Annotated in this window: 15 protein-coding genes and 1 tRNA gene; 12 read left to right on the top strand and 4 right to left on the bottom strand. The window is 72.6% G+C overall.

Features of this window, described 5'->3' with window-relative positions; genetic code table 11:
* Window positions 1-524 precede the first annotated feature (524 nt).
* Window positions 525-1,763, bottom strand: a complete 1,239-nt coding sequence (locus tag AC3WRM_RS16575; protein WP_492249695.1) for an MFS transporter — start codon at window positions 1,761-1,763, stop codon at window positions 525-527.
* An 86-nt stretch (window positions 1,764-1,849) separates the two neighbouring features.
* Here AC3WRM_RS16575 and AC3WRM_RS16580 point away from each other — a divergent pair, with 86 nt between their 5' ends.
* The 6 genes from AC3WRM_RS16580 to proB all read left to right on the top strand — a co-directional run bounded on the left by AC3WRM_RS16580 (window position 1,850) and on the right by proB (window position 9,493).
* The gene (locus AC3WRM_RS16580) at window positions 1,850-2,632 is read left to right on the top strand and encodes a TIGR03936 family radical SAM-associated protein (protein ID WP_492249694.1); all 783 of its coding nucleotides are present in this window, start codon (window positions 1,850-1,852) and stop codon (window positions 2,630-2,632) included.
* 180 nt (window positions 2,633-2,812) lie between these two features.
* Window positions 2,813-5,914 (top strand): Rne/Rng family ribonuclease, encoded by a 3,102-nt coding sequence (locus AC3WRM_RS16585; RefSeq protein WP_492249693.1) that lies wholly within the window; start codon window positions 2,813-2,815, stop codon window positions 5,912-5,914.
* A gap of 161 nt (window positions 5,915-6,075) precedes the next feature.
* Window positions 6,076-6,387 (top strand): 50S ribosomal protein L21, encoded by a 312-nt coding sequence (rplU, locus tag AC3WRM_RS16590; RefSeq protein WP_492249692.1) that lies wholly within the window; start codon window positions 6,076-6,078, stop codon window positions 6,385-6,387.
* A 12-nt stretch (window positions 6,388-6,399) separates the two neighbouring features.
* Complete coding sequence (rpmA, locus tag AC3WRM_RS16595) at window positions 6,400-6,654, top strand: 50S ribosomal protein L27 (RefSeq protein WP_067858958.1); 255 nt, start codon at window positions 6,400-6,402, stop codon at window positions 6,652-6,654.
* Window positions 6,655-6,737: 83 nt separating this feature from the next.
* Window positions 6,738-8,396, top strand: a complete 1,659-nt coding sequence (gene obgE / locus AC3WRM_RS16600) for a GTPase ObgE (protein WP_492249691.1) — start codon at window positions 6,738-6,740, stop codon at window positions 8,394-8,396.
* Entirely contained in the window at window positions 8,393-9,493 is a 1,101-nt protein-coding gene (gene proB, locus AC3WRM_RS16605) for a glutamate 5-kinase (RefSeq protein ID WP_492249690.1), read from the top strand. The genes obgE and proB overlap by 4 nt, the downstream gene beginning before the upstream one ends.
* Window positions 9,494-9,580: 87 nt before the next feature.
* Here proB and AC3WRM_RS16610 read toward each other — a convergent pair whose 3' ends face one another.
* Complete coding sequence (locus AC3WRM_RS16610; protein ID WP_492249689.1) at window positions 9,581-10,792, bottom strand: endonuclease/exonuclease/phosphatase family protein; 1,212 nt, start codon at window positions 10,790-10,792, stop codon at window positions 9,581-9,583.
* 147 nt (window positions 10,793-10,939) lie between these two features.
* On the opposite strand from AC3WRM_RS16610, the gene AC3WRM_RS16615 reads away from it, so the two are divergent.
* From AC3WRM_RS16615 to AC3WRM_RS16640, 6 genes are all read left to right on the top strand, one after another.
* On the top strand, window positions 10,940-12,187 hold the full coding sequence (locus tag AC3WRM_RS16615) for a glutamate-5-semialdehyde dehydrogenase (protein WP_492249688.1): 1,248 nt from the start codon (window positions 10,940-10,942) through the stop codon (window positions 12,185-12,187).
* Window positions 12,188-12,234: 47 nt separating this feature from the next.
* Window positions 12,235-12,384, top strand: coding sequence for a hypothetical protein (locus AC3WRM_RS16620; protein WP_236749731.1), 150 nt, complete (start codon window positions 12,235-12,237; stop codon window positions 12,382-12,384).
* A gap of 29 nt (window positions 12,385-12,413) precedes the next feature.
* Window positions 12,414-13,052: a nicotinate-nucleotide adenylyltransferase gene (gene nadD / locus AC3WRM_RS16625; protein ID WP_257721377.1), complete on the top strand. Its 639-nt coding sequence runs from the start codon at window positions 12,414-12,416 to the stop codon at window positions 13,050-13,052.
* Entirely contained in the window at window positions 13,049-13,408 is a 360-nt protein-coding gene (gene rsfS, locus AC3WRM_RS16630) for a ribosome silencing factor (protein ID WP_492249687.1), read from the top strand. The genes nadD and rsfS overlap by 4 nt, the downstream gene beginning before the upstream one ends.
* On the top strand, window positions 13,405-14,049 hold the full coding sequence (locus AC3WRM_RS16635) for a histidine phosphatase family protein (RefSeq protein WP_067858944.1): 645 nt from the start codon (window positions 13,405-13,407) through the stop codon (window positions 14,047-14,049). Before rsfS ends, AC3WRM_RS16635 begins: the two co-directional genes overlap by 4 nt.
* Window positions 14,050-14,126: 77 nt before the next feature.
* Window positions 14,127-14,199 (top strand) — tRNA-Ala (locus AC3WRM_RS16640).
* 119 nt (window positions 14,200-14,318) lie between these two features.
* On the opposite strand, the gene AC3WRM_RS16645 is transcribed toward AC3WRM_RS16640, so the two are convergent.
* Entirely contained in the window at window positions 14,319-15,131 is an 813-nt protein-coding gene (locus AC3WRM_RS16645; protein ID WP_492249686.1) for a hypothetical protein, read from the bottom strand.
* A gap of 368 nt (window positions 15,132-15,499) precedes the next feature.
* A complete protein-coding gene (locus AC3WRM_RS16650) occupies window positions 15,500-19,309 on the bottom strand; it encodes an HtaA domain-containing protein (RefSeq protein ID WP_492249685.1) in 3,810 nt (1,269 codons plus the stop codon).
* Window positions 19,310-19,402: the final 93 nt, after the last annotated feature.

Below are 19,402 nucleotides of genomic sequence, written 5' to 3' on the forward strand. Positions count from 1 at the left end.
TCTTCCTTTGCGCGAGATCGGCGCAAGATTCTGCGTTCTCGCGTGCCGGCGGGGGATCTGCCACCTTCTGGGCGCTCTTCAGGTGGCAGATCCACCGACGCGGAGCCAGACGTGTGAAGGATTCTTCCTTCTCGTGGACCGGTCCACGAGAAGGAAGAATCCTTCATCTCCCCAACGCAAACGGCACCCAAGATTCTGCATTCACGCGAGCCAGGTCGAACGCTTCTGCGTTCGCGACGGGATCCCGTAGCAAACGCAGCATCCTTCGCGATTCCGCACACGAACGCAGAATCTTGCGTCCACCCCGTGCCGAAGCCACAGCCCGAGACCCGAAACCAGCTCCCGCCCAGCCGCCCGGTCGAGGCCCCTTTCGGAGACCACACCCAGCGCCAGCCGAGGCAGCGCACCATCACGACGAGACCCCCCACAGCAGCGCAGCAGCACGACGAGACCCACTAAGGCAGCGCACCAGCAAGCACAGACCCGAGCAGGCAGCGCACCAGCAACAGCCCCCACCCAGGTCCTCAGCCCGCCCGCCGCGCGAGGTCGTCCTCGACGGTGCCGCCGCGGTCGACGAGGGTGCCGAGGAGGCCGATGAGCACGGCGGCGGCCATGAGGACGACGACGGGGGCGGTCCAGGAGCCGGTGAGGTCGTGGAGGAGGCCGGTGCCGAACGGGCCGAGACCGGCGAGGAGGTAGCCGACGGACTGGCCGAACGCGGAGAGGGCGGCGGTGCCCTCGGTGGTGCGGGTGCGGCGGCCGAACATGATGAGCACCCACGTGAAGGTGCACCCGCCCAGTCCGAGGAGCACCGCCCACAGCCACGGCGCAGCCGTCGGCGCTGCCAGCACCCCGCCCCAGCCCGCCACGGTGAGCGCCGCGAACGACCACGGGAGCACGCCCGTGCCGCCGAGCCGCGCGACGAGCGGCGGCAGCAGCAGGGTCATCGGGATGCCGACGGCGGCGAGCAGGCCCTGCATCGCCCCTGCCGTGCCGTGCGCCAGACCGGCATCGGCGAGGATCGTCGGGAACCAGCCGAACTGCGCGTAGGCCTGCGCCGCCTGGACGGCGAAGCACAGCGTGCACACCCACGCCAGCGGGCTGCGCGCCACGCGCGACAGCGGGATCCCCGCCGGCCGGCCGAGCCCGGTGGCGCCCGCGCGACGCAGCGCGACCGGCAGCCACGGCACCAGGGCGGCGACGGCGAGCACCGCCCACACGGCGATGCCGGCGCGCCAGTCGCCGAGGGCGTCGGCGACCGGCACCGTGACGACCGAGCTGACCGCCCCGCCGGCCATGAGGGCCGCGCCGTACAACGCGCCGACGAGGGCCAGGTGGTCGGGGAAGTGCTCCTTCGCGAGCGCCGGAAGGATCACGTTGCCCACCGCGCAGGCCGCGAGCGTGACCACGGACAGGACGAGGAACGGGACGGTGGAGTCGACCGTCGCGCGGGTCACCAGGCCGAGCGCCAGCACCACGAGCAGCGTCGCGGCGGTGCGGTCGAGGCCCAGGGCGCGGACGATCCTCGACGTCGTCGCCCCGAACACGGCGAAGCACAGCACGGGGAGCGTCGTCAGCACGCCGGCGACGGTGGCGCTCATCCCGAGATCGTCGCGCAGCGGGTCGACCACCACGCCGACGCTGCCGACGGCCACCCGCAGGTTCAGGGCCAGCAGTACGATCGCGGCGCCGACCAACCAGGCCGGACCGCTGCGGGTCGAGGAGGTCGTGGCAGGCGAGGCGGGGTCGGCGGGAAAGGTCACCGACCCATCCAACGCCAGGGTCCTGGCCGTCGCGCCGGCGACCCGACCCCACCCGTGGCGCGACGCTGCTCGGTACCCTCGACGACATGTCCGACGGCAGCACGACCCTGCGCGGCACCCCGAACCCCGAGGCCCCGAACCCGCAGCTGCCCATCGTGCAGCGACTGCGGATCCGCTTCGCCAAGCGGGGCCGGCTGCGGTTCACGAGCCACCGCGACTTCGGCCGCGCGTTCGAGCGTGCGGTGCGCCGCGCGCGGGTGCCGATCGCGTTCTCCTCCGGCTACACGCCGCACCCCAAGATCTCGTTCGCGGGAGCGGCGCCCACGGGTGCCGCCAGCGAGGCGGAGTTCCTCGAGATCGGCCTCACCGAGACCCGTGACCCCGAGGCCGTGCGAGCCGCGCTCGACGACGCCCTGCCGCCCGGCATCGACATCCTCGAGGTCGTCGCCGCGCGCGAGGGTGCGGGCTCGCTCGCCGACCGCCTGGAGGCGAGCGAGTGGGTCATCGAGCTGCGCGACACGCCGGTCGAGCAGGCCCAGATCGCGGTCGACGCGTTCCTCGCAGCGGAGCAGGTCGACGTCGAGCGGATGACCAAGCGCGGCATGCGCACCTTCGACGCGCGGGCCGCCGTGCAGTCGCTCTCGGTCGGTTCGTCCGGCGGTCCGGGTGTGGCGTATGCGATACTGACGGTGGTCGTCCGGCACCAGAACCCGTCGGTACGACCGGACGACGTACTCTCCGGACTCCGCATCTGCGGGGACCTGACGCTCGAGCAGACGCCGCTGGCGACCCGCTCGGCCCAGGGTCCTCTGGACGCAGGGACCGGGACGGTCGGCGATCCGCTCGCCCTCGACCGCGACGCACCCTGATCGGGTGCTGACCGCGGCGGGCCGGGCGAGGAGCCAGTGACAGGCCGCACGTCGACCACCCCGGGACGCGCCAGCGGTCCGGGCCCGACAGAAGACTTTCGGCACCGGCCCCTCGGGGCAGGAGCCGCAGACGCAGAACCCCGACCGCCCTGCGGCGTACCCGGGGACTGAGGAGAGCACATGCTCGACGACGACACGAACACCCCGACAACCGACACCACCCCCGCGGTGCGCACGCGACGCCGGGCCGCCGGCCGGCCCGCCGGGCCACCCGCAGCGGTGAGCACCGACATCTTCGCCCCGCCCGCCGCGGACGCGCCCGCCGCGCCGACCCCGGCGCCGGCCGAGCAGGCACCCAGCGCCACGGTCGTCACCAAGACGTCCGCGAGGCGCTCCACTCGCAAGGCCGCGCCGCCGGCGCCCGTCGCCGACGACGCGGCGGCACAGGCCCCGGCCGACGACGCCACGGCTGCCCGCGACACCACCGTCGACGCCGCTGCCGCCCCGGCCGCCAAGCCGGCACGCAAGCGCCCGCCGCGCAAGAAGGCCGCCCCGAAGCCCGCGGCCGACCCCGCCGACGAGGACGCGCCGAAGGACTCCACCGCCGACGAGACCGTCGCCGAGGAGCCGGTGGCCGACGAGGCCGGCACGAGCGAGGAGGCCCCCCAGGCCCCCGCCAAGCGTCCGGCCCGCAAGCGCGCCCCCCGTGCGCCTCGTGCGACCGACGAGGTCTCGCCCGTCGCCGTCGCGTTCCAGGCCCCCGAGCCGGTCGCCGCGCCCCCGCGCGCGGCCCAGGCCGACGACGAGGACGAGGACGAGGAGCAGACGTCCGCCTCGGAGTCCGAGTCGGCGGCGACCGCGCCCGCCGAGCAGGACCAGGACGAGTCCGGCGAGGGCTCGGGCGGCGGCTCGAAGCGCCGTCGCCGCAGCCGCGGCGGACGCCGTCGCAACAAGAGCGACGAGCCGCGCGAGAACCAGGGCCAGGACGGCGCGGCCGAGCCCCAGGCCGACGACACCGACGACGACCAGGGCGCTGCCGACTCCGACGACAGCGACGGGGAGGGCCAGGGCGGCACCACGCGCCGCCGCCGTCGCCGTGCGCGCGCCGGCGACAGGCCCGCCGCGTCGCCCGACGACCCCGAGAACACGGTCGTGCGGGTCCGCGAGGGTCGCAACCCCGAGGACGAGATCGCCGGCGTCGCCGGCTCGACCCGTCTGGAGGCCAAGAAGCAGCGCCGCCGCGAGGGTCGTGAGGCCGGGCGTCGTCGTGCGCCGATCGTCTCCGAGGCCGAGTTCCTGGCCCGCCGTGAGGCCGTCGACCGCCAGATGGTGGTGCGTCAGCACCGCGCGACCAGCCACGGCTCCACCGACAACTACACCCAGATCGCCGTCCTCGAGGACTCCGTGCTCGTCGAGCACTACGTGGCCCGCGAGAGCCAGACGTCGCTCATCGGCAACGTCTACCTCGGCAAGGTCCAGAACGTGCTGCCGAGCATGGAGGCCGCGTTCGTCGACATCGGCGCCGGTCGCAACGCCGTCATCTACGCCGGCGAGGTCGACTGGAGCGGCGTCCAGAACGGCAAGGCCCGCAAGATCGAGGAGGCGCTCAGCCCCGGCCAGCAGGTGCTGGTGCAGGTCACCAAGGACCCGGTCGGCCAGAAGGGCGCCCGGCTCACCAGCCAGATCAGCCTGCCCGGCCGCTTCCTGGTCTACGTGCCCGGCGGCCAGTCCAACGGCATCTCGCGCAAGCTGCCCGACACCGAGCGCTCCCGGCTCAAGGCCCTCCTCAAGGAGGTGCTGCCCGAGGATGCGGGCGTCATCGTGCGCACGGCGGCCGAGGGCGCCACGGAGGACCAGCTCACCCGCGACGTCACGGCACTCACCGCCCGCTGGGAGGACATCAAGGCCAAGGCCGGCCTCGACGACGAGTCGTCCCCGAAGGCCAAGGCGCCGCAGCTCCTCTACGCCGAGCCCGACCTCGTCATCAAGGTCGTGCGCGACCTCTTCAACGAGGACTTCGCGTCGCTGGTGGTCGAGGGCTCCGACGCCTGGGACAACATCTCCGGCTACATCCGCCACGTCGCCCCGGACCTCGCCGAGCGGCTGCAGGAGTGGTCGCCCGAGGAGCACGACGGCCGCGACTCCTTCGACGTGCTGCGCATCGACGAGCAGATCCAGAAGGCGCTGCAGCGCAAGGTCTGGCTGCCGTCCGGCGGCTCGCTCGTCATCGACCGCACCGAGGCGATGACCGTGGTCGACGTCAACACCGGCAAGTTCACCGGGTCCGGGGGCAACCTCGAGGAGACGGTGACCAAGAACAACCTCGAGGCGGCCGAGGAGATCGTCCGTCAGCTCCGGCTGCGCGACATCGGCGGCATCATCGTCGTCGACTTCATCGACATGGTGCTCGAGAGCAACCGCGACCTGGTGCTGCGGCGCCTGGTCGAGTGCCTCGGGCGCGACCGCACCCGCCACCAGGTGGCCGAGGTGACGTCGCTCGGTCTCGTGCAGATGACGCGCAAGCGGATCGGCACGGGTCTGCTGGAGTCGTTCAGCACCGAGTGCGAGCACTGCGACGGCCGCGGGGTCGTCGTGACCGCCGAGCCGGTCGAGCCCAAGAAGGAGGAGCCGCGTGGCCGCTCCCGTCGAGGGCGCGGCAACGGTAACGGTGGCAACGGCAACGGCAACGGCAACGGCAACGGCAGCCGCCGCGGCCGGGCGGAGGAGTCGCGGGACGACGAGACCGTCGACGACGCCGCAGCGGGCGAGACGACCGGCCCCGACGCCCAGGACGGCACGTCGAGCGGCTCGACCTCCGGGTCGTCGCGCGGTGGCCGGTCGCGTCGCGGCTCCTCCCGCGCGAAGGCCGGCGCCTTCCCCGACGAGACGGCGTCCAGCGACGACGAGCCCTCCGGCACGTCGGACGAGGCGCTGACGGAGTCGCCCGCCCCGGCGGTCGACGCCGTCCTCGAGCAGACGCCGGCCGACGAGACCCCCGCCGAGACCCCCGCCGGGCAGGCCGGCGACGAGGAGACCACCTCCGACGTCGCGACCACGACCGAGACCCCCGCGGACGAGGTCGGGACCGTCCCGTCGGACGTCCCTGAGCCCATCGTCGCCTCGGCGCCGCAGCCGGTCCAGGACGCCCTGCCGACGCCCGAGGCCGAGCAGGTCCCCGCGAGCGCCGCACCGGAGTCCTCCCACGACGCAGGCGAGGGAGGCGACGGCGACGAGCCGACCGGCGAGACCCCCGCTTTGACCGAGCCGGGGGAGGGTCCGTAGTATGGATCCTCGGCGCGCCGTGCGCGCCGATCGTCCTGTCCGGGTGTGAGCCCGGCACCGGCCAGGGCCAGCGCAGCCGCTGAGCCCAGGCCCCCGTCGGACCCGGACGCCCCCGGCCCCCGGCACACACAGCTTCCAGCAAGAACCGAGTGAGGAATCCCGTGGTCTACGCAATCGTGCGCAGTGGCGGCACGCAGCAGAAGGTCGCCGTCGGCGACGTCATCGAGATCGACCAGCTCGGCCTCGCCGAGGGCGAGTCCGTCTCGCTGCCGGCCGTCCTGTACGTCGACGGCGACGCCGTCACGGCCGACGCCGACACCCTCTCGACGGTCTCCGTGACCGCCGAGGCGATCGGCGCGACCAAGGGTCCGAAGATCATCATCCAGAAGTACAAGAACAAGACCGGCTACAAGAAGCGCCAGGGTCACCGTCAGAAGTATACCCAGGTCAAGATCACCGGCATCGCGAAGTAGAGGACTGAACTCATGGCACACAAGAAGGGCGCAGCCTCCACCAAGAACGGCCGCGACTCCAACGCACAGCGCCTCGGCGTCAAGCGCTTCGGCGGCCAGCTCGTCAACGCCGGCGAGATCATCGTCCGCCAGCGCGGCACCCACTTCCACCCCGGCACCAACGTCGGCCGTGGCGGCGACGACACGCTCTTCGCGCTGTCGGCCGGCTCGGTCGAGTTCGGGACGCGTCGCGGCCGCAAGGTCGTGAACATCGTCCCGGGCGAGTAACCGGCAGAACATCCGTCGAAGGGGTGGTCCGCGCATGCGGGCCACCCCTTCGACGTCCCCACACCACCCCAGGAGCACCTGACATGGCCGTCCCCACCTTCGTCGACCGCGTGACCCTCCAGGTCGTCGCCGGCAACGGCGGGCACGGCGTCGCGTCGGTCCACCGCGAGAAGTTCAAGCCTCTCGGCGGCCCCGACGGCGGCAACGGCGGGCACGGTGGCGACGTCATCCTCCGCGTCGCCGCCGACGTGACGACGCTCGTCGAGTACCACCACGAGCCGCGGCGCAAGGCCGGCAACGGCGCTCCCGGCGGTGGTAGCAACAGGAGCGGCGCACACGGCGAGGACCTCGTCCTGAAGGTCCCCGACGGCACCGTGGTGCGCTCGGGCGGCCCGCACGGCACCGGCGAGGTGCTGGCCGACCTCGTGGGCGTCGGGACGGAGGTCGTGATCGCGGCGGGCGGTCGTGGCGGCCTCGGCAACGCCGCGCTCGCGTCGAGCAAGCGCAAGGCGCCCGGCTTCGCGCTCAAGGGCGAGCCCGGCCAGGAGCGCACCATCGTGCTCGAGCTGAAGGTCGTGGCCGACATCGGCCTCGTCGGGTTCCCGAGCGCCGGCAAGTCGAGCCTCATCGCGGCGCTGTCCCGTGCTCGTCCGAAGATCGCCGACTACCCGTTCACCACGCTCGTGCCCAACCTCGGCGTCGTGACCGCGGGGTCGACGACGTTCACGGTGGCCGACGTGCCCGGCCTCATCGAGGGCGCGAGCGAGGGGCGAGGCCTCGGCCACGACTTCCTGCGCCACGTCGAGCGGTGCGCCGCACTCGTGCACGTGGTCGACTGCGCGACGGTCGAGCCCGGCCGTGATCCGCTCACCGACCTCGACGTCATCGAGGCCGAGCTGCGGGCGTACGCCGAGGCGCTGCCCGAGGGCGCGACCGGCAAGGACCTGCTCGAGCGGCCGCGTCTGGTGGCCCTGAACAAGACCGACGTGCCGGACGCCGCGCAGATCGCCGAGTTCGTGCGCGGTGACCTCGAGGAGCGCGGCTACGACGTCTACGACGTGTCGGCGGCCAGCCACCAGGGGCTCCGCGAGCTGTCCTTCGCGATGGCGCAGATCGTCGCGCGTCGCCGCGCCGAGACGCCCACCCAGGAGATCACCCGCATCGTGCTGCGCCCGCAGGCCGCGGCCGGGGTCGGCGCGGAGTTCACCGTCGACCAGCGTCGGGGCCCCGACGGCCAGCGCCAGTGGATCGTGCGCGGCGCCAAGCTCACCCGCTGGGTCGGCCAGACCGACTTCAGCAACGACGAGGCCGTCGGCTTCCTCGCCGACCGGCTCGCGCGACTCGGTGTCGAGGAGGCGCTGGCCAAGCAGGGCGCCGAGCCCGGCGACGACGTCGTCATCGGCGGCACCGCCGACCAGGGCTGGGAGGACGCCGTCGTCTTCGACTTCGACCCGACCATCCAGGCCGGTGCCGAGATGCTGGGCCGCCGTGGCGAGGACCACCGTCTCGACCGCGACGACCGTCGCACCAACGTCGAGCGACGCGAGCAGCTGGCGGCCAAGCGCGCCTACGAGGCCGAGGCGCGCGAGGCGCGTGCGCGGGGCGAGCAGCCCAGCGCGGCGCCCGACTGGACGTTCGAGGACGACGACGACCTGCTCGACCTCGACGACGACGTCGAGCTCGAGGCCCGCACCGCAGATGACAGCCGCGCCGACGACGTCAGCGCGGACGACCGGTCGTGAGCGCCCGGCGCGTCGTCGTCAAGGTCGGCTCGTCGTCGCTGACCTCGGCAGCGGGGCACCTCGACCCCGAGAAGGTCGGTCACGTCGTCGACGCGCTCGCCGCGGCGCGGCGCGACGGCGACGAGGTGGTCCTGGTGAGCTCGGGTGCGATCGCCGCGGGCCTGGGTCCGCTCGGGCTGACGACGCGCCCGCGTGACCTGCCGACCCAGCAGGCGGCGGCGAGCGTCGGGCAGGGCGCGCTGGTGGCGCACTACTCCGAGCGGTTCGCCGCCCACGGCATCACGGTCGGCCAGGTGCTGCTGACGGTCGAGGACGTCACGCGGCGCAGCCACTACCGCAACGCCCACCAGACGTTCGCGCGCCTGCACGAGCTCGGCGTGCTGCCCGTCGTCAACGAGAACGACACGGTCGCGACGAGCGAGATCCGCTTCGGCGACAACGACCGGCTCGCCGCGCTCGTCGCCCACCTCGTGCACGCCGACCTGCTGGTGCTGCTCTCCGACGTCGACGGGCTGTACACGGGCCACCCGTCGCTGCCGCAGTCGCGGCCGATCACCGACGTGCACGGTCCGGGCGACCTCGACGACGTCGACGTCGCGCGCGTGGGCTCGAAGGTCGGCACCGGCGGCATGGTGACGAAGGTCGAGGCGGCGCGGATCGCGACGGGGGCGGGGATCCCCGTGGTGCTCGCGCGCGCCGACCACGCGCGCGCCGCCGTGCTCGGCGAGCCGGTGGGCACACGGTTCCACCCGACCGGCCGACGTCGTCCGACCCGTCTGCTGTGGCTCGAGCACGCCAGCGAGACCAAGGGTCGGCTGCTCGTCGACGACGGTGCCGTCCGTGCGCTCACCGTGCGCAACGCGTCGCTCCTGGCCGCCGGGATCGTCGGCGTCGAGGGCGAGTTCGGGGCGGGCGAGCCGGTCGACGTGGTGGCGCCCGACGGCACGGTGGTCGCCCGCGGCCTCGTCACGTACGACAGCGCGGAGCTGCCGACGCTCCTCGGGCGCAGCACGCCCGACCTGGCGGCCGACCTCGGCGCCGGCTACGAGCGCGAGGTCGTCCACCGCGACGACCTCGTCGTCCTCCACCCCCGCTGACCGTCCCCCTCCCGCTGAGTGTGACGTTTGCGGGGCGCGGCGCGGCTCGCCGGCCCGCAAACGTCACGCTCAGCGGGGGTGGGGGAGTCAGGGGCGGCGCAGGTCGACCCAGACGAGCCGGTGGTCCGACGCGGGGAACGGGTAGGTGCCCGTGAGGCGCGAGAGCGGGTCGGCCTGCACCGGCCAGAAGACCCGCGCGTCGCGGATGTCCAGGTCGGCGCTCGGCAGCACGTAGTCGGCGCGGATGTTGCCCGGCGGCTCGGAGAAGTCGGCGGTGTCGAACTGCGGGTCGCCCCGGTGGGAGAGGTTGGCACCGCCCTGCAGGCGAGCCGCCTCCACGGCACCGTCGCTCGACGGCGTCAGCGACGTGTTCACGCGTCGCAGGTCGAGGAGCTGGTTCGCCGCGCCCGGCAGCGAGTCGCCGTCGACGGGGTCGGAGTTCAGGTCGCCCGCGACCACGAACGACGCACCGCGTGCCAGCCCGCCGGGACGGCCGCGGTCGTCGCGGATCCACCGGGAGTCCCGGGTGGAGCCGGTGTAGTCGGCCCAGAAGCGGATCTCGTCGGCGTTGCGGCGGCCGTTGCGGTCCTCGGGGCCGTCGAAGACGGGCGGGGTCGGGTGGCTGACGAGCAGGTGGACGGAGCGTCGCCCGACCTTCACGGGCACGTCCCAGTGCGACTTGCTCGACAGGCGCAGGACGTCGACCGCCTCGGGGGAGTAGTAGCCCTGGGGCATGCGGTTCCCAGGCATGTCCTTCCAGAGCAGCTTCTGGAAGGTGCGGACGTGCTTCTCGTCGATCGGGTAGCGGCTGAGCACCGCCATGCCGTACTGGCCGGGGAACGCCCCGAAGCCGTAGGCGTCGTCGGGGCCGTCGGTGCGGCCGTCGCCGTTCAGGTCCAGGCCGGTGGGCACGCCCGTGTTGACCGATGCCGTGAACGTGTACCGGTAGCGGATGGGGTCGGCGCCCTGCTGCCCGCGCTCGAGGTAGTTCCGCTGGAACAGGCGCAGCGCCTCGGGGTCGTGGTCGATCTCCTGCAGGACGAGCACGTCGGGACGCGTGCGCTGCACGATCTCCGCGACGGCGCGCGCCTGGGCGTTGGACGGCGTCGACAGGTCGCGGCGCAGATCACCGGCGGCGGGCCGGTTGAGCGACGCGTTGAACGTCGCGACCCGCACGGTGGGCTCCCCACGACCGCGTTGGTCCCGCGCGTCGGCGGGCGAGGAGGCGGTGGGCACGGCCAGGACCGTACCGACCAGGACGAGCGTGAGCACGGCGACGAGCCGATTCCCCCGAATCATGGGTCCAGTCTGCACGGCCCGGGTGAACACCAGGTGACCCTCGCCCCCTCCCGCTGAGCGTGACGTTTCCGGGGCGGGATTGCCCGGGACGGCCCGCGAACGTCACGCTCAGCGGGGTGGTGGGAGGCCACGCACTAGGCTTCAGCCGTGAAGGATCAGGTGCACGAGCTCGCCCGCCGCGCCCGCACCGCGGCCCGCTCCCTGGCGCTGGCGTCGCGGTCGCAGAAGGACGCGGCGCTGCTGGCCACGGCCGACGCGCTGGAGGCGGCGACCGAGCGCATCGTCGCGGCCAACGTGCTCGACGTCGAGGCCGCGCGCGCCGAGGGCACGCCGGAGAACGTCGTCGACCGGCTGCTGCTCGACGCCGACCGGGTGGCCGCCTTCGCCCAGGGCGTGCGCGACGTCGCCGCCCTGCCCGACCCGGTCGGCGAGGTCGTCCGCGGCTCGACGCTGCCCAACGGTCTGCGGCTGGAGCAGATCCGCGTGCCCATGGGCGTCATCGGCATGATCTACGAGGGGCGGCCCAACGTCACCGCCGACGCCGCGGCCATCTGCCTCAAGGCCGGCAGCGCGTCGCTGCTGCGCGGGTCGCGATCGGCGGCGCGGTCGAACGCGGCCATCGTCGACGTCATGCGCGAGGCCATCGCCGCCACCGGCCTGCCCGCCGACGTCGTGCAGGCCGTGCCGGCCGACGACCGGAGCAGCGCCACGCACCTCATGCAGGCACGCGGCCTCGTCGACCTCGTCATCCCGCGCGGCGGCGAGGGCCTCATCCGCACGGTCGTCGAGCAGTCGACCGTGCCCGTCATCGAGACGGGCACCGGCAACGTGCACGTCTACGTCGACGCGGACGCCGACCTCGACATGGCGCTCGACGTCGTCCTCAACGCCAAGACCCACCGCACGAGCGTGTGCAACGCGGCCGAGTCGCTGCTCGTGCACCGCGACGTCGCCGAGGAGTTCCTGCCGAGAGTGACGAAGGCGCTGCAGGCGGCCGGCGTCACGATCCACGGCGACGCCTCCTTCGCCGCGGTCGCCCCTGGTGTGCTCGAGGCGTCCGACCACGACTGGGCGACGGAGTACCTCTCCCTCGACATCGCCGCGAAGGTGGTCGACTCCCTCGAGGAGGCCGTGGAGCACATCCGCACCTGGTCCTCGGGCCACACGGAGGCGATCGTCACCCGGTCGATCGACGCGGCGCGCAGGTTCACGCTCGGCGTCGACTCCGCGGCCGTCATGGTGAACGCCTCGACGCGCTTCACCGACGGCGGAGAGTTCGGGTTCGGTGCGGAGATCGGCATCTCCACCCAGAAGCTGCACGCGCGCGGACCGATGGGACTGCCCGAGATGACCACGACGACGTACGTCGTGACCGGCGACGGGCACGTCCGCTGACCCACGCCGGATCGTCGGGCCCGCGGGCACGCTGGTAGATTGCGGCCATGCTCGAGATCCTGGCCGCCATGGAGGAGTCCGGAGAAGAAGGAAGCTTCCTCTTCACGGCGATGCTCATCGGAGGTACCGCCCTGGGCATCCTCCTGGTCCTGCTCATCGCGCTGCTGGCCTTCGGCAAGGGCCGCGAGCACTCCTGAGCACGACCCACGGGCCCCAGGTCGTCGACGTGGCCCCCGAGCACGCACCGATCCGCCGGCGTCGCGTCGGCGTCATGGGTGGCACGTTCGACCCCATCCACCACGGGCACCTCGTCGCCGCGAGCGAGGTGCAGTCGTGGTTCGACCTCGACGAGGTCGTCTTCGTCCCCACCGGGCGTCCGTGGCAGAAGGCCGACCGTGAGGTCTCGCCGGCCGAGCACCGCTACCTCATGACGGTCATCGCGACGGCGGCGAACCCGCGCTTCGAGGTGAGCCGGGTCGACATCGACCGCGACGGCCTCACGTACACGATCGACACGTTGCGCGAGCTGGCCGCGGCCATGCCCGACGCCGACCTGTACTTCATCACCGGTGCCGACGCGATGGCCGCGATCCTGACGTGGCGCGACCACGACGAGCTGTTCGAGCTCGCCCACTTCGTCGGTTGTACGCGTCCCGGGCACGAGATGGACGAGCAGACGCTCGCCGGCCTGCCGGCCGAGCGGATCACGCTCGTCGAGATCCCGGCGCTCGCGATCTCCTCGACCGACTGCCGTGGACGCGTCGCGTCGGGAGAGCCGGTCTGGTACCTCGTCCCCGACGGCGTCGTGCAGTACATCGCCAAGCACCGTCTCTACTCCGCCTCCGACTCCGAGGACCCCTCATGACCGCAACCGACCGTGCCGTCGAGCTGACCCGGGTGGCTGCCGCTGCCGCGGACGAGAAGCTGGCGACCGAGATCATCGCCTTCGACGTCTCCGAGCAGCTGTTCATCACCGACGTGTTCCTGCTGTGCAGCGCCGCGAACCAGCCGCAGGCCCGCGCCATCAAGGACGCGGTCGAGGAGAAGCTGCTCGAGCAGGGCGCGAAGCCGGTGCGCCGGGAGGGCGACCGCGAGGGTCGCTGGATCCTGCTCGACTTCGCCGACGTCGTGGTGCACGTGCAGCACACCGAGGAGCGTGCCTTCTACGCCCTCGAGCGGCTGTGGAGCGACTGCCCGACGATCGACCTCGAGCTCACGTGACGCGCCGGGTCGTGCTCTGGCGCCACGGGCGCACGGAGTGGAACGTCGCCGGGCGGGTGCAGGGCCAGACGGACACGGCGCTCGACGAGGTCGGCGTCCGGCAGGCCGCGGCTGCGGCTGCACGGCTGGCGTCGTTGCGGCCGGTGCGGATCCTCAGCTCGGACCTGCAGCGTGCTCGGCACACGGCCGAGGAGCTGTCGCGGCTGACCGGGGTGCCGGTGGAGCTCGACGAGCGGCTGCGCGAGATGAACTTCGGCGAGCGCGAGGGGCTCACCTGGAAGGAGTCGTGGGAGCGCTTCCCCGACCTGATGAAGGCCATGCTGGAGGACCGCGAGGAGCGGTTCCCGGGCGCGGAGCTGCACGCGGAGGCGGGCGCCCGCCTGTCGGCCGCCGTGACGGAGGCGCTGGAGACGCTGGAGGACGAGCAGACGCTCGTGGTCGTGGCGCACGGCGCCGTGCTGCGGGTGGGCGTGTGCACGTTCCTGGGCTTCCCGGAGGCCACCTGGCGCACGTTCGCGGGGCTGTCGAACTGCTCCTGGATCGCGTTGGAGCAGATCTCGCCGGAGCACGACACCCGGTGGCGGCTCACCGAGTGGAACGCGGGCACGCTGCCCGAGCCGGTGATGTCGGACGACGGGTGACCCCCGGTGTTTACCCGCCCCGGGGGAGGGTCTAGAGTTCTTACTCGGTGATCGACGAGTGCGAGAACCACCCGTGAGGGGCATTGGCGCAGTTGGTAGCGCGCTTCCATGGCATGGAAGAGGTCAGGAGTTCGAATCTCCTATGCTCCACTCGAACGGCAGAAGGCCCCCAGTCCACGTGACTGGGGGCCTTTCTCCTGGTGTCGGGGCCTTCTGCCGTTCGAATCAAGGGTGGCGATTCGGGGAGGAGCTGGGGCACCTCCCGACCGCTACCAGCGCCCTTTCCCGAGTCGTGCTGCTCTCACCCGCGCGTTCTCGTCCCGCCGCATGCTCCACACCGCGTTCGACTTCTCCCGCTGCTCGTCGCCGGAGGCCAAGAGCATGGCCTTGGCCATGAAGATCGTCAGGTCGCGGTTCGTGATCTCGGCTACAGGCTTCTCATAGAGCTGCTTCGCATCGAAGGCGAGGTCGAAGCCGGGGTGTTCCAGAGGTTCCGGTGTGCGGTAGGCCTCGGCCATGCGGTAGGCGAGAAACAGCGGAAACAACGTAGCCAGTGCGAGCAACGCAGGCGGTCCAACCATCCACCTCGCGGCGGAGAGCTTGAAGCTCGCATAGTGGGGATACTCGCTCCCGCGACTCTGAAGCTCTGCCGCCTTGTCGAGTGCGTAGCCCAACAGGCACGCGACAAGTGTGAGGGCGAGGAACGAGGTCGCGACCGTCTCGGCAGGTCGGAGGCTCACGGCGAGCAGCAGCGCGGTCCACGTGATCATGGTGATACTTCGGATGGATGCAGTGAAGCCAGCTGCGATGATCAGCGGCCAGAACAGCTCCGGTCGTCCGGTCAGCCACGTGTGGGCGTCGATAGCCCAGGAAGCTGACCAGCCAGCGGCTTGGGCGTGGTGTTCAAGCCACAGCAGCGGCGGCGCGATGTTCCCCTCGGGCTTCAGCAGTTCGGTGTAGATCCACAAAGCAGCGACAGCGGTTCCGAGCCAGGTCGCGAGGCCCGAGATGGTCACGCCAGCGGCGTGCTGGACCGCCTCGAACAAGCTCTTCGAGGCGTCGTCCTTGATGTGGGTGATCATGCGTTCGTGCCCCCTCGAGGTCAGTTTCGCCGGAGGCTAGTCGCGAGCCGTGACAGTTTGAGCGCCCGCGTCGACTACCCCACCTGACTCGGATGCTCATTCAACGGCCGCGTCAGCCGTCAGACCACCCTCGAGGAGGCCGTGGACGAGGGTCCGAGCGGGCCACTGAATCTCATGCCTCGTTGCATCGCAAGCAGTCCAAGCGCTGGCCGTTCCCCGCTGTCGACGGCGAGGAGCTTGGGGCACCGCCCGCTTGCGGGGCGGCCGGCGAGCGACGGAGTCTCCTCCCCACCACCTGACCGAATGAAGACCCCCGGTCCGACTGGACCGGGGGCCTCCACGCGATCGACGTCCCGACGACCGCCCGCTCAGCGCACGCGGAACTTCACCGGCCGGCTCGTCGCCGTCGTGAACGAGGCGGGGTCGCGCGGCGTGAAGGTGGCGCGGACGGCGTAGCCGCGGCGGGCGAGGCCCGCGGGGAGCCGGACCGTGGCGCGGCCGCCGCTGGTCCGGGCGGTCGCGACCTTGCGGCTGCCGAGCCGGACGGTGACGGTGCCGACCGGTGTCGTCCCGTTCGACGCCGTGAGACGGACGCGCACCAGCGCCCGCCTCGAGGCCGGAGCCCTCGACGTCTGCGACGCGCGCGAGAGCGACACGTGAGCCGCCGTCCGGGCCGGAGCCACGTCGAGCCGGACCGCCCGGGAGACGACCGCGCCGCTCGCGTTGCTGACGCGGACCCGGAAGGTCGCGCGACGGTCCGCCGTCACCACGCGGTCGAGCGTGAGCGTCGGCCCGTCCGCGTCGGCGACGGCCAGCCAGCTGGAGCCGACCCTGCGCTGCCACCGGTAGGAGAGGTCCTCGCCGGACGCCGTGACCGCGAACCGTGCCGCACGGCCGACCGTCGCGGTCATGGAGCTCGGCTGCGTCAGGATCGTCGGGGGCTCCGCCACCGGCTCGGTCCCGTCGACCTCGAAGGCGCCGACGGTGATCGGGGCCGGGGGCTTGTCCGGGTCGGCCGCGCCGCCCGAGCTGTACCAGTACGACGTCAGGCCGGTGCGTGCGTGGAAGTCCACGAACGGCTGGGGCCAGGACCCCCACGCGTCACCCGTCCGCAGCTGGGCGCTCGCGCCATCGGGGACGTCCACCTGGACGCCCGCGTAGTCGGGCTCGAGCACGAAGCCGTCCGGGTCGACCTGGACGTCGCGGTAGGTCGCCACGACGACGTCCTCGACCGGTGCGATCGGGGTCTTCTCGCCCGGGTTCTCCTGGGACGACCCGTAGCCCGACAGGTCCGCGGTGAGCCGCCCCACGCCCGCGTCGTCGACGGTGAGGACCGGGTCGCTCACCGTGAACGGCACGAGCCCGCCGTAGAAGTTCACGGTCCAGGCGCCCGACCAGGAGATCGTCGCCGACCCGTCCGCCTCCACGCGCCCTCGACCGTCGCCCAGCGTCACGAGCTGCTGGGTCCCGGGGTCGGCGTCGACGTGCTCGGCCCGGGTGGCCCAGGAGGCGGCGGTGCGCTCGTCGCCGTCGACCTGCAGCACCGAGACGTTGCCGGCCTGGGCGCGGTAGGTGCCCTCGCTGCCGTCGGAGACGCCGGCCGAGAAGTAGGACGACCCGCCGAACGGGGGCGCCTTCTGCAGCTCCTGCGAGCCCGACCACTCCAGCGTCGCACCGCTGACCCTGCCGGCCTCCGGCGCCGGAGCCTCGACGGTCAGGGTCGCGGTCCGCGAGTACGCCGTGCCGAGCGGGCTCGTCACCTTGAGCCGGAACTGCGACCCGGTCTGGTCGGTGCTGGTCTCGCGGACCGTGAGCGACGTGTCGCCGACGACGAGGTCGTCGTCGTCCGTGCCGACGGTCGTCCAGAAGCCGTTGACCCGGCGCTGCCAGCTGCTCGACGTGACCTCCGGGGACGCGAGCACCTCGGCGTTGAGGTTCGCGACGGTGCCCGGGCGGGTGCGGACGTCCCGCGGCTGGACCGCGAACCGTGGCGGGTGGGTGACGGTCAGCTGCGCCTCCTCGGAGACCACCGTGCCGGCGTCGTTGGCGACCTTGAGGCGGTAGGTGGTCCCGGCGGTGCTGGGTGACGCCGCGACCGTCAGCGAGGAGCCCGTGGCGCCCTCGACGTCGGTGAAGCGCGAGGCGCCGACGACTCGTCGCTGCCACTGCAGGCTCGAGGCGCCCGAGACGTCGGCGCGGAGGCTGACGTCGCGCTGGGGCTCGTCGGCGCCGAGCTCGACGGACACGTCCTTCGGCTGCTGGTCGACCGTCGGGGTGATGCCGCCGAACGCGAGCCGCGCGTAGCCGAAGCCGTCCTTCTTCAGCGGCACGTAGAGCGAGCCGTCAGGACCCACCTTGAGCAGGGCGCGCCCGAAGGAGTAGGTCGCGTAGTCGGGCACGCGGTAGCCCACGGTCGACCCGTCGCGGCGCACGAGCTGGACGGCCTCGCCGTCGGTGTTGGCGTTGTCCGTCGCCCACAGCAGGTCGCGCTGGGCGTCGTAGACCATCGAGGCGGCGAACACCGAGTAGCCGTAGTCGGGGTAGACGTCGGGGCCGCGGAAGGGCTCGCGGGCGGTGGCGACCCCGTCGACCAGGTCGACGCGCACGTAATCCTCGATCGACTGGCCGGAGCCGTGCAGCAGCACCGATCCGTCCGGGCCCGGAGTCGCCGAGGTGTACCCGTAGTAGGTCCCGAACACCGTGCTGGTGTGCCGCGTGCCGGGGACGGGGGTGACCTGGACGGTGTCGCCCGACGGGCGCAGGTGCAGCGCCGGCAGGTAGCGGACCTCGTCGTCGACGTAGCCGTAGCCGGTGCCGGTGGCCAGCACGTAGGAGCCGTCGCCCAGTGCGGCGAGGTCGGGGTCGGTGTCCATCTCGCCGCTCGTGAACGGCCCGCCGTACTCGACGGCACCCGCGTACTCGCCGGTGGAGGGCAGCGTCACCGTGCCCGACGCGCGGGTCCAGCCGTCGCCCTGGCGGCTGAACCGGAAGAGGGTGACCTTGCTGGCCAGGTCGGTCGCGCCCGGGTCGTCGGAGAGCACGGCGAGCTCGTCGGCGACCGGGTTCCACGCCAAGGAGCCGACGCCGGGGACCTGGGTCGCCCCGTCGTCGTCGGTCCGTCCGTCGTGCAGGCGGCCGACCACGGAGGACGTGAAGGTGCCGGTCCCGCGGTCGAACGTCAGGGACCGCACGGTCGTCCGGACCGCGGGGTCGCCGTCGCGGCTCGTCACGTAGAAGAGCGTGTCGGTGGCCGGGTCGATGGCGGTGCGCAGGTAGCGACCGGTGTAGACCTCCTCCGGGGCGACGGGGTGCTCGAACGGCTGGCCCACCGGCTCCATGGTGCGCGCGTCGAGCGCCCGGACGACGAGCGTGTCGCCGATCTCGGGGGCGATCTCGGCGACGTAGACGACGTCGCCCCTCGGGGAGACCTCCAGGGCACGGCTCGCCGTGCCGAGGCCGGACGTCGTGCTCACCGACATCCAGCGTCCGTCCTCGCGCAGCGCGGGGACCCCAGGACGGTCGAAGCGCTCGGTCAGGTCGGGCTTGCCACCGTCCCCGACGTACTCGATGGAGACGGGGTCGAGGGTCGTGCCCTGTCCGTAGATGGAGAAGCCCGGACCGGCGACGGCGGGGACGTCGGTCCACGTGGTGGTGCCGGACGCGGTGGTCGGCTGGACGTCGGTGACGTCGAGCTGCGCGAGCACGACGTCGACGTCGTGGTGCAGCTCGCCGCCCGGGTCGTCGCGCGTGTAGCCCGTGTGGGTGCCGCGGATCTCCTGGACGGTGGGGCTGATCGTCACGGTCAGGTCGGAGTACTTCGTGTCGAGGGCCCACTTGCCGGGCTGCACCTGGCCGTACCAGCTGCGGAAGTGGACGGAGCCGGCGAGGTCGAGGGTCGTGGTCCGGGTCTCGGGGTCGTAGCTGCCGGACTCGACCGGGAACCGGAAGGCGACCGGCGTGGTGCCGTCCCAGGCGGTGACGGTCGCGCCGTCGCCCGCCTCGGAGCCGTCACCGATGTAGGTGCGCCAGGAGTCCTTGAGGCCCCAGACGACGGAACCGGAGGTGATGGTGCTGGGCGACTCGGCGGCGACGGCGGGAGTCGTGGTCGGGATCGCGACGAGCAGCCCGGCGAGGAGGGCCGTCAGGACGACGTGGGGGAGGAGTCGGACGGGGGCCATGACGGTCCTTCGAGGGGGAGGGGGGTGACGAGGGGAGGAGGGGTTGCGCGTCGTGACGCGCAACGCGGACGGCGGGGGCGCGGAGTCCGGCTC

It is taken from the genome of Aeromicrobium sp. EU05-FHT14F07 (assembly GCF_058790455.1).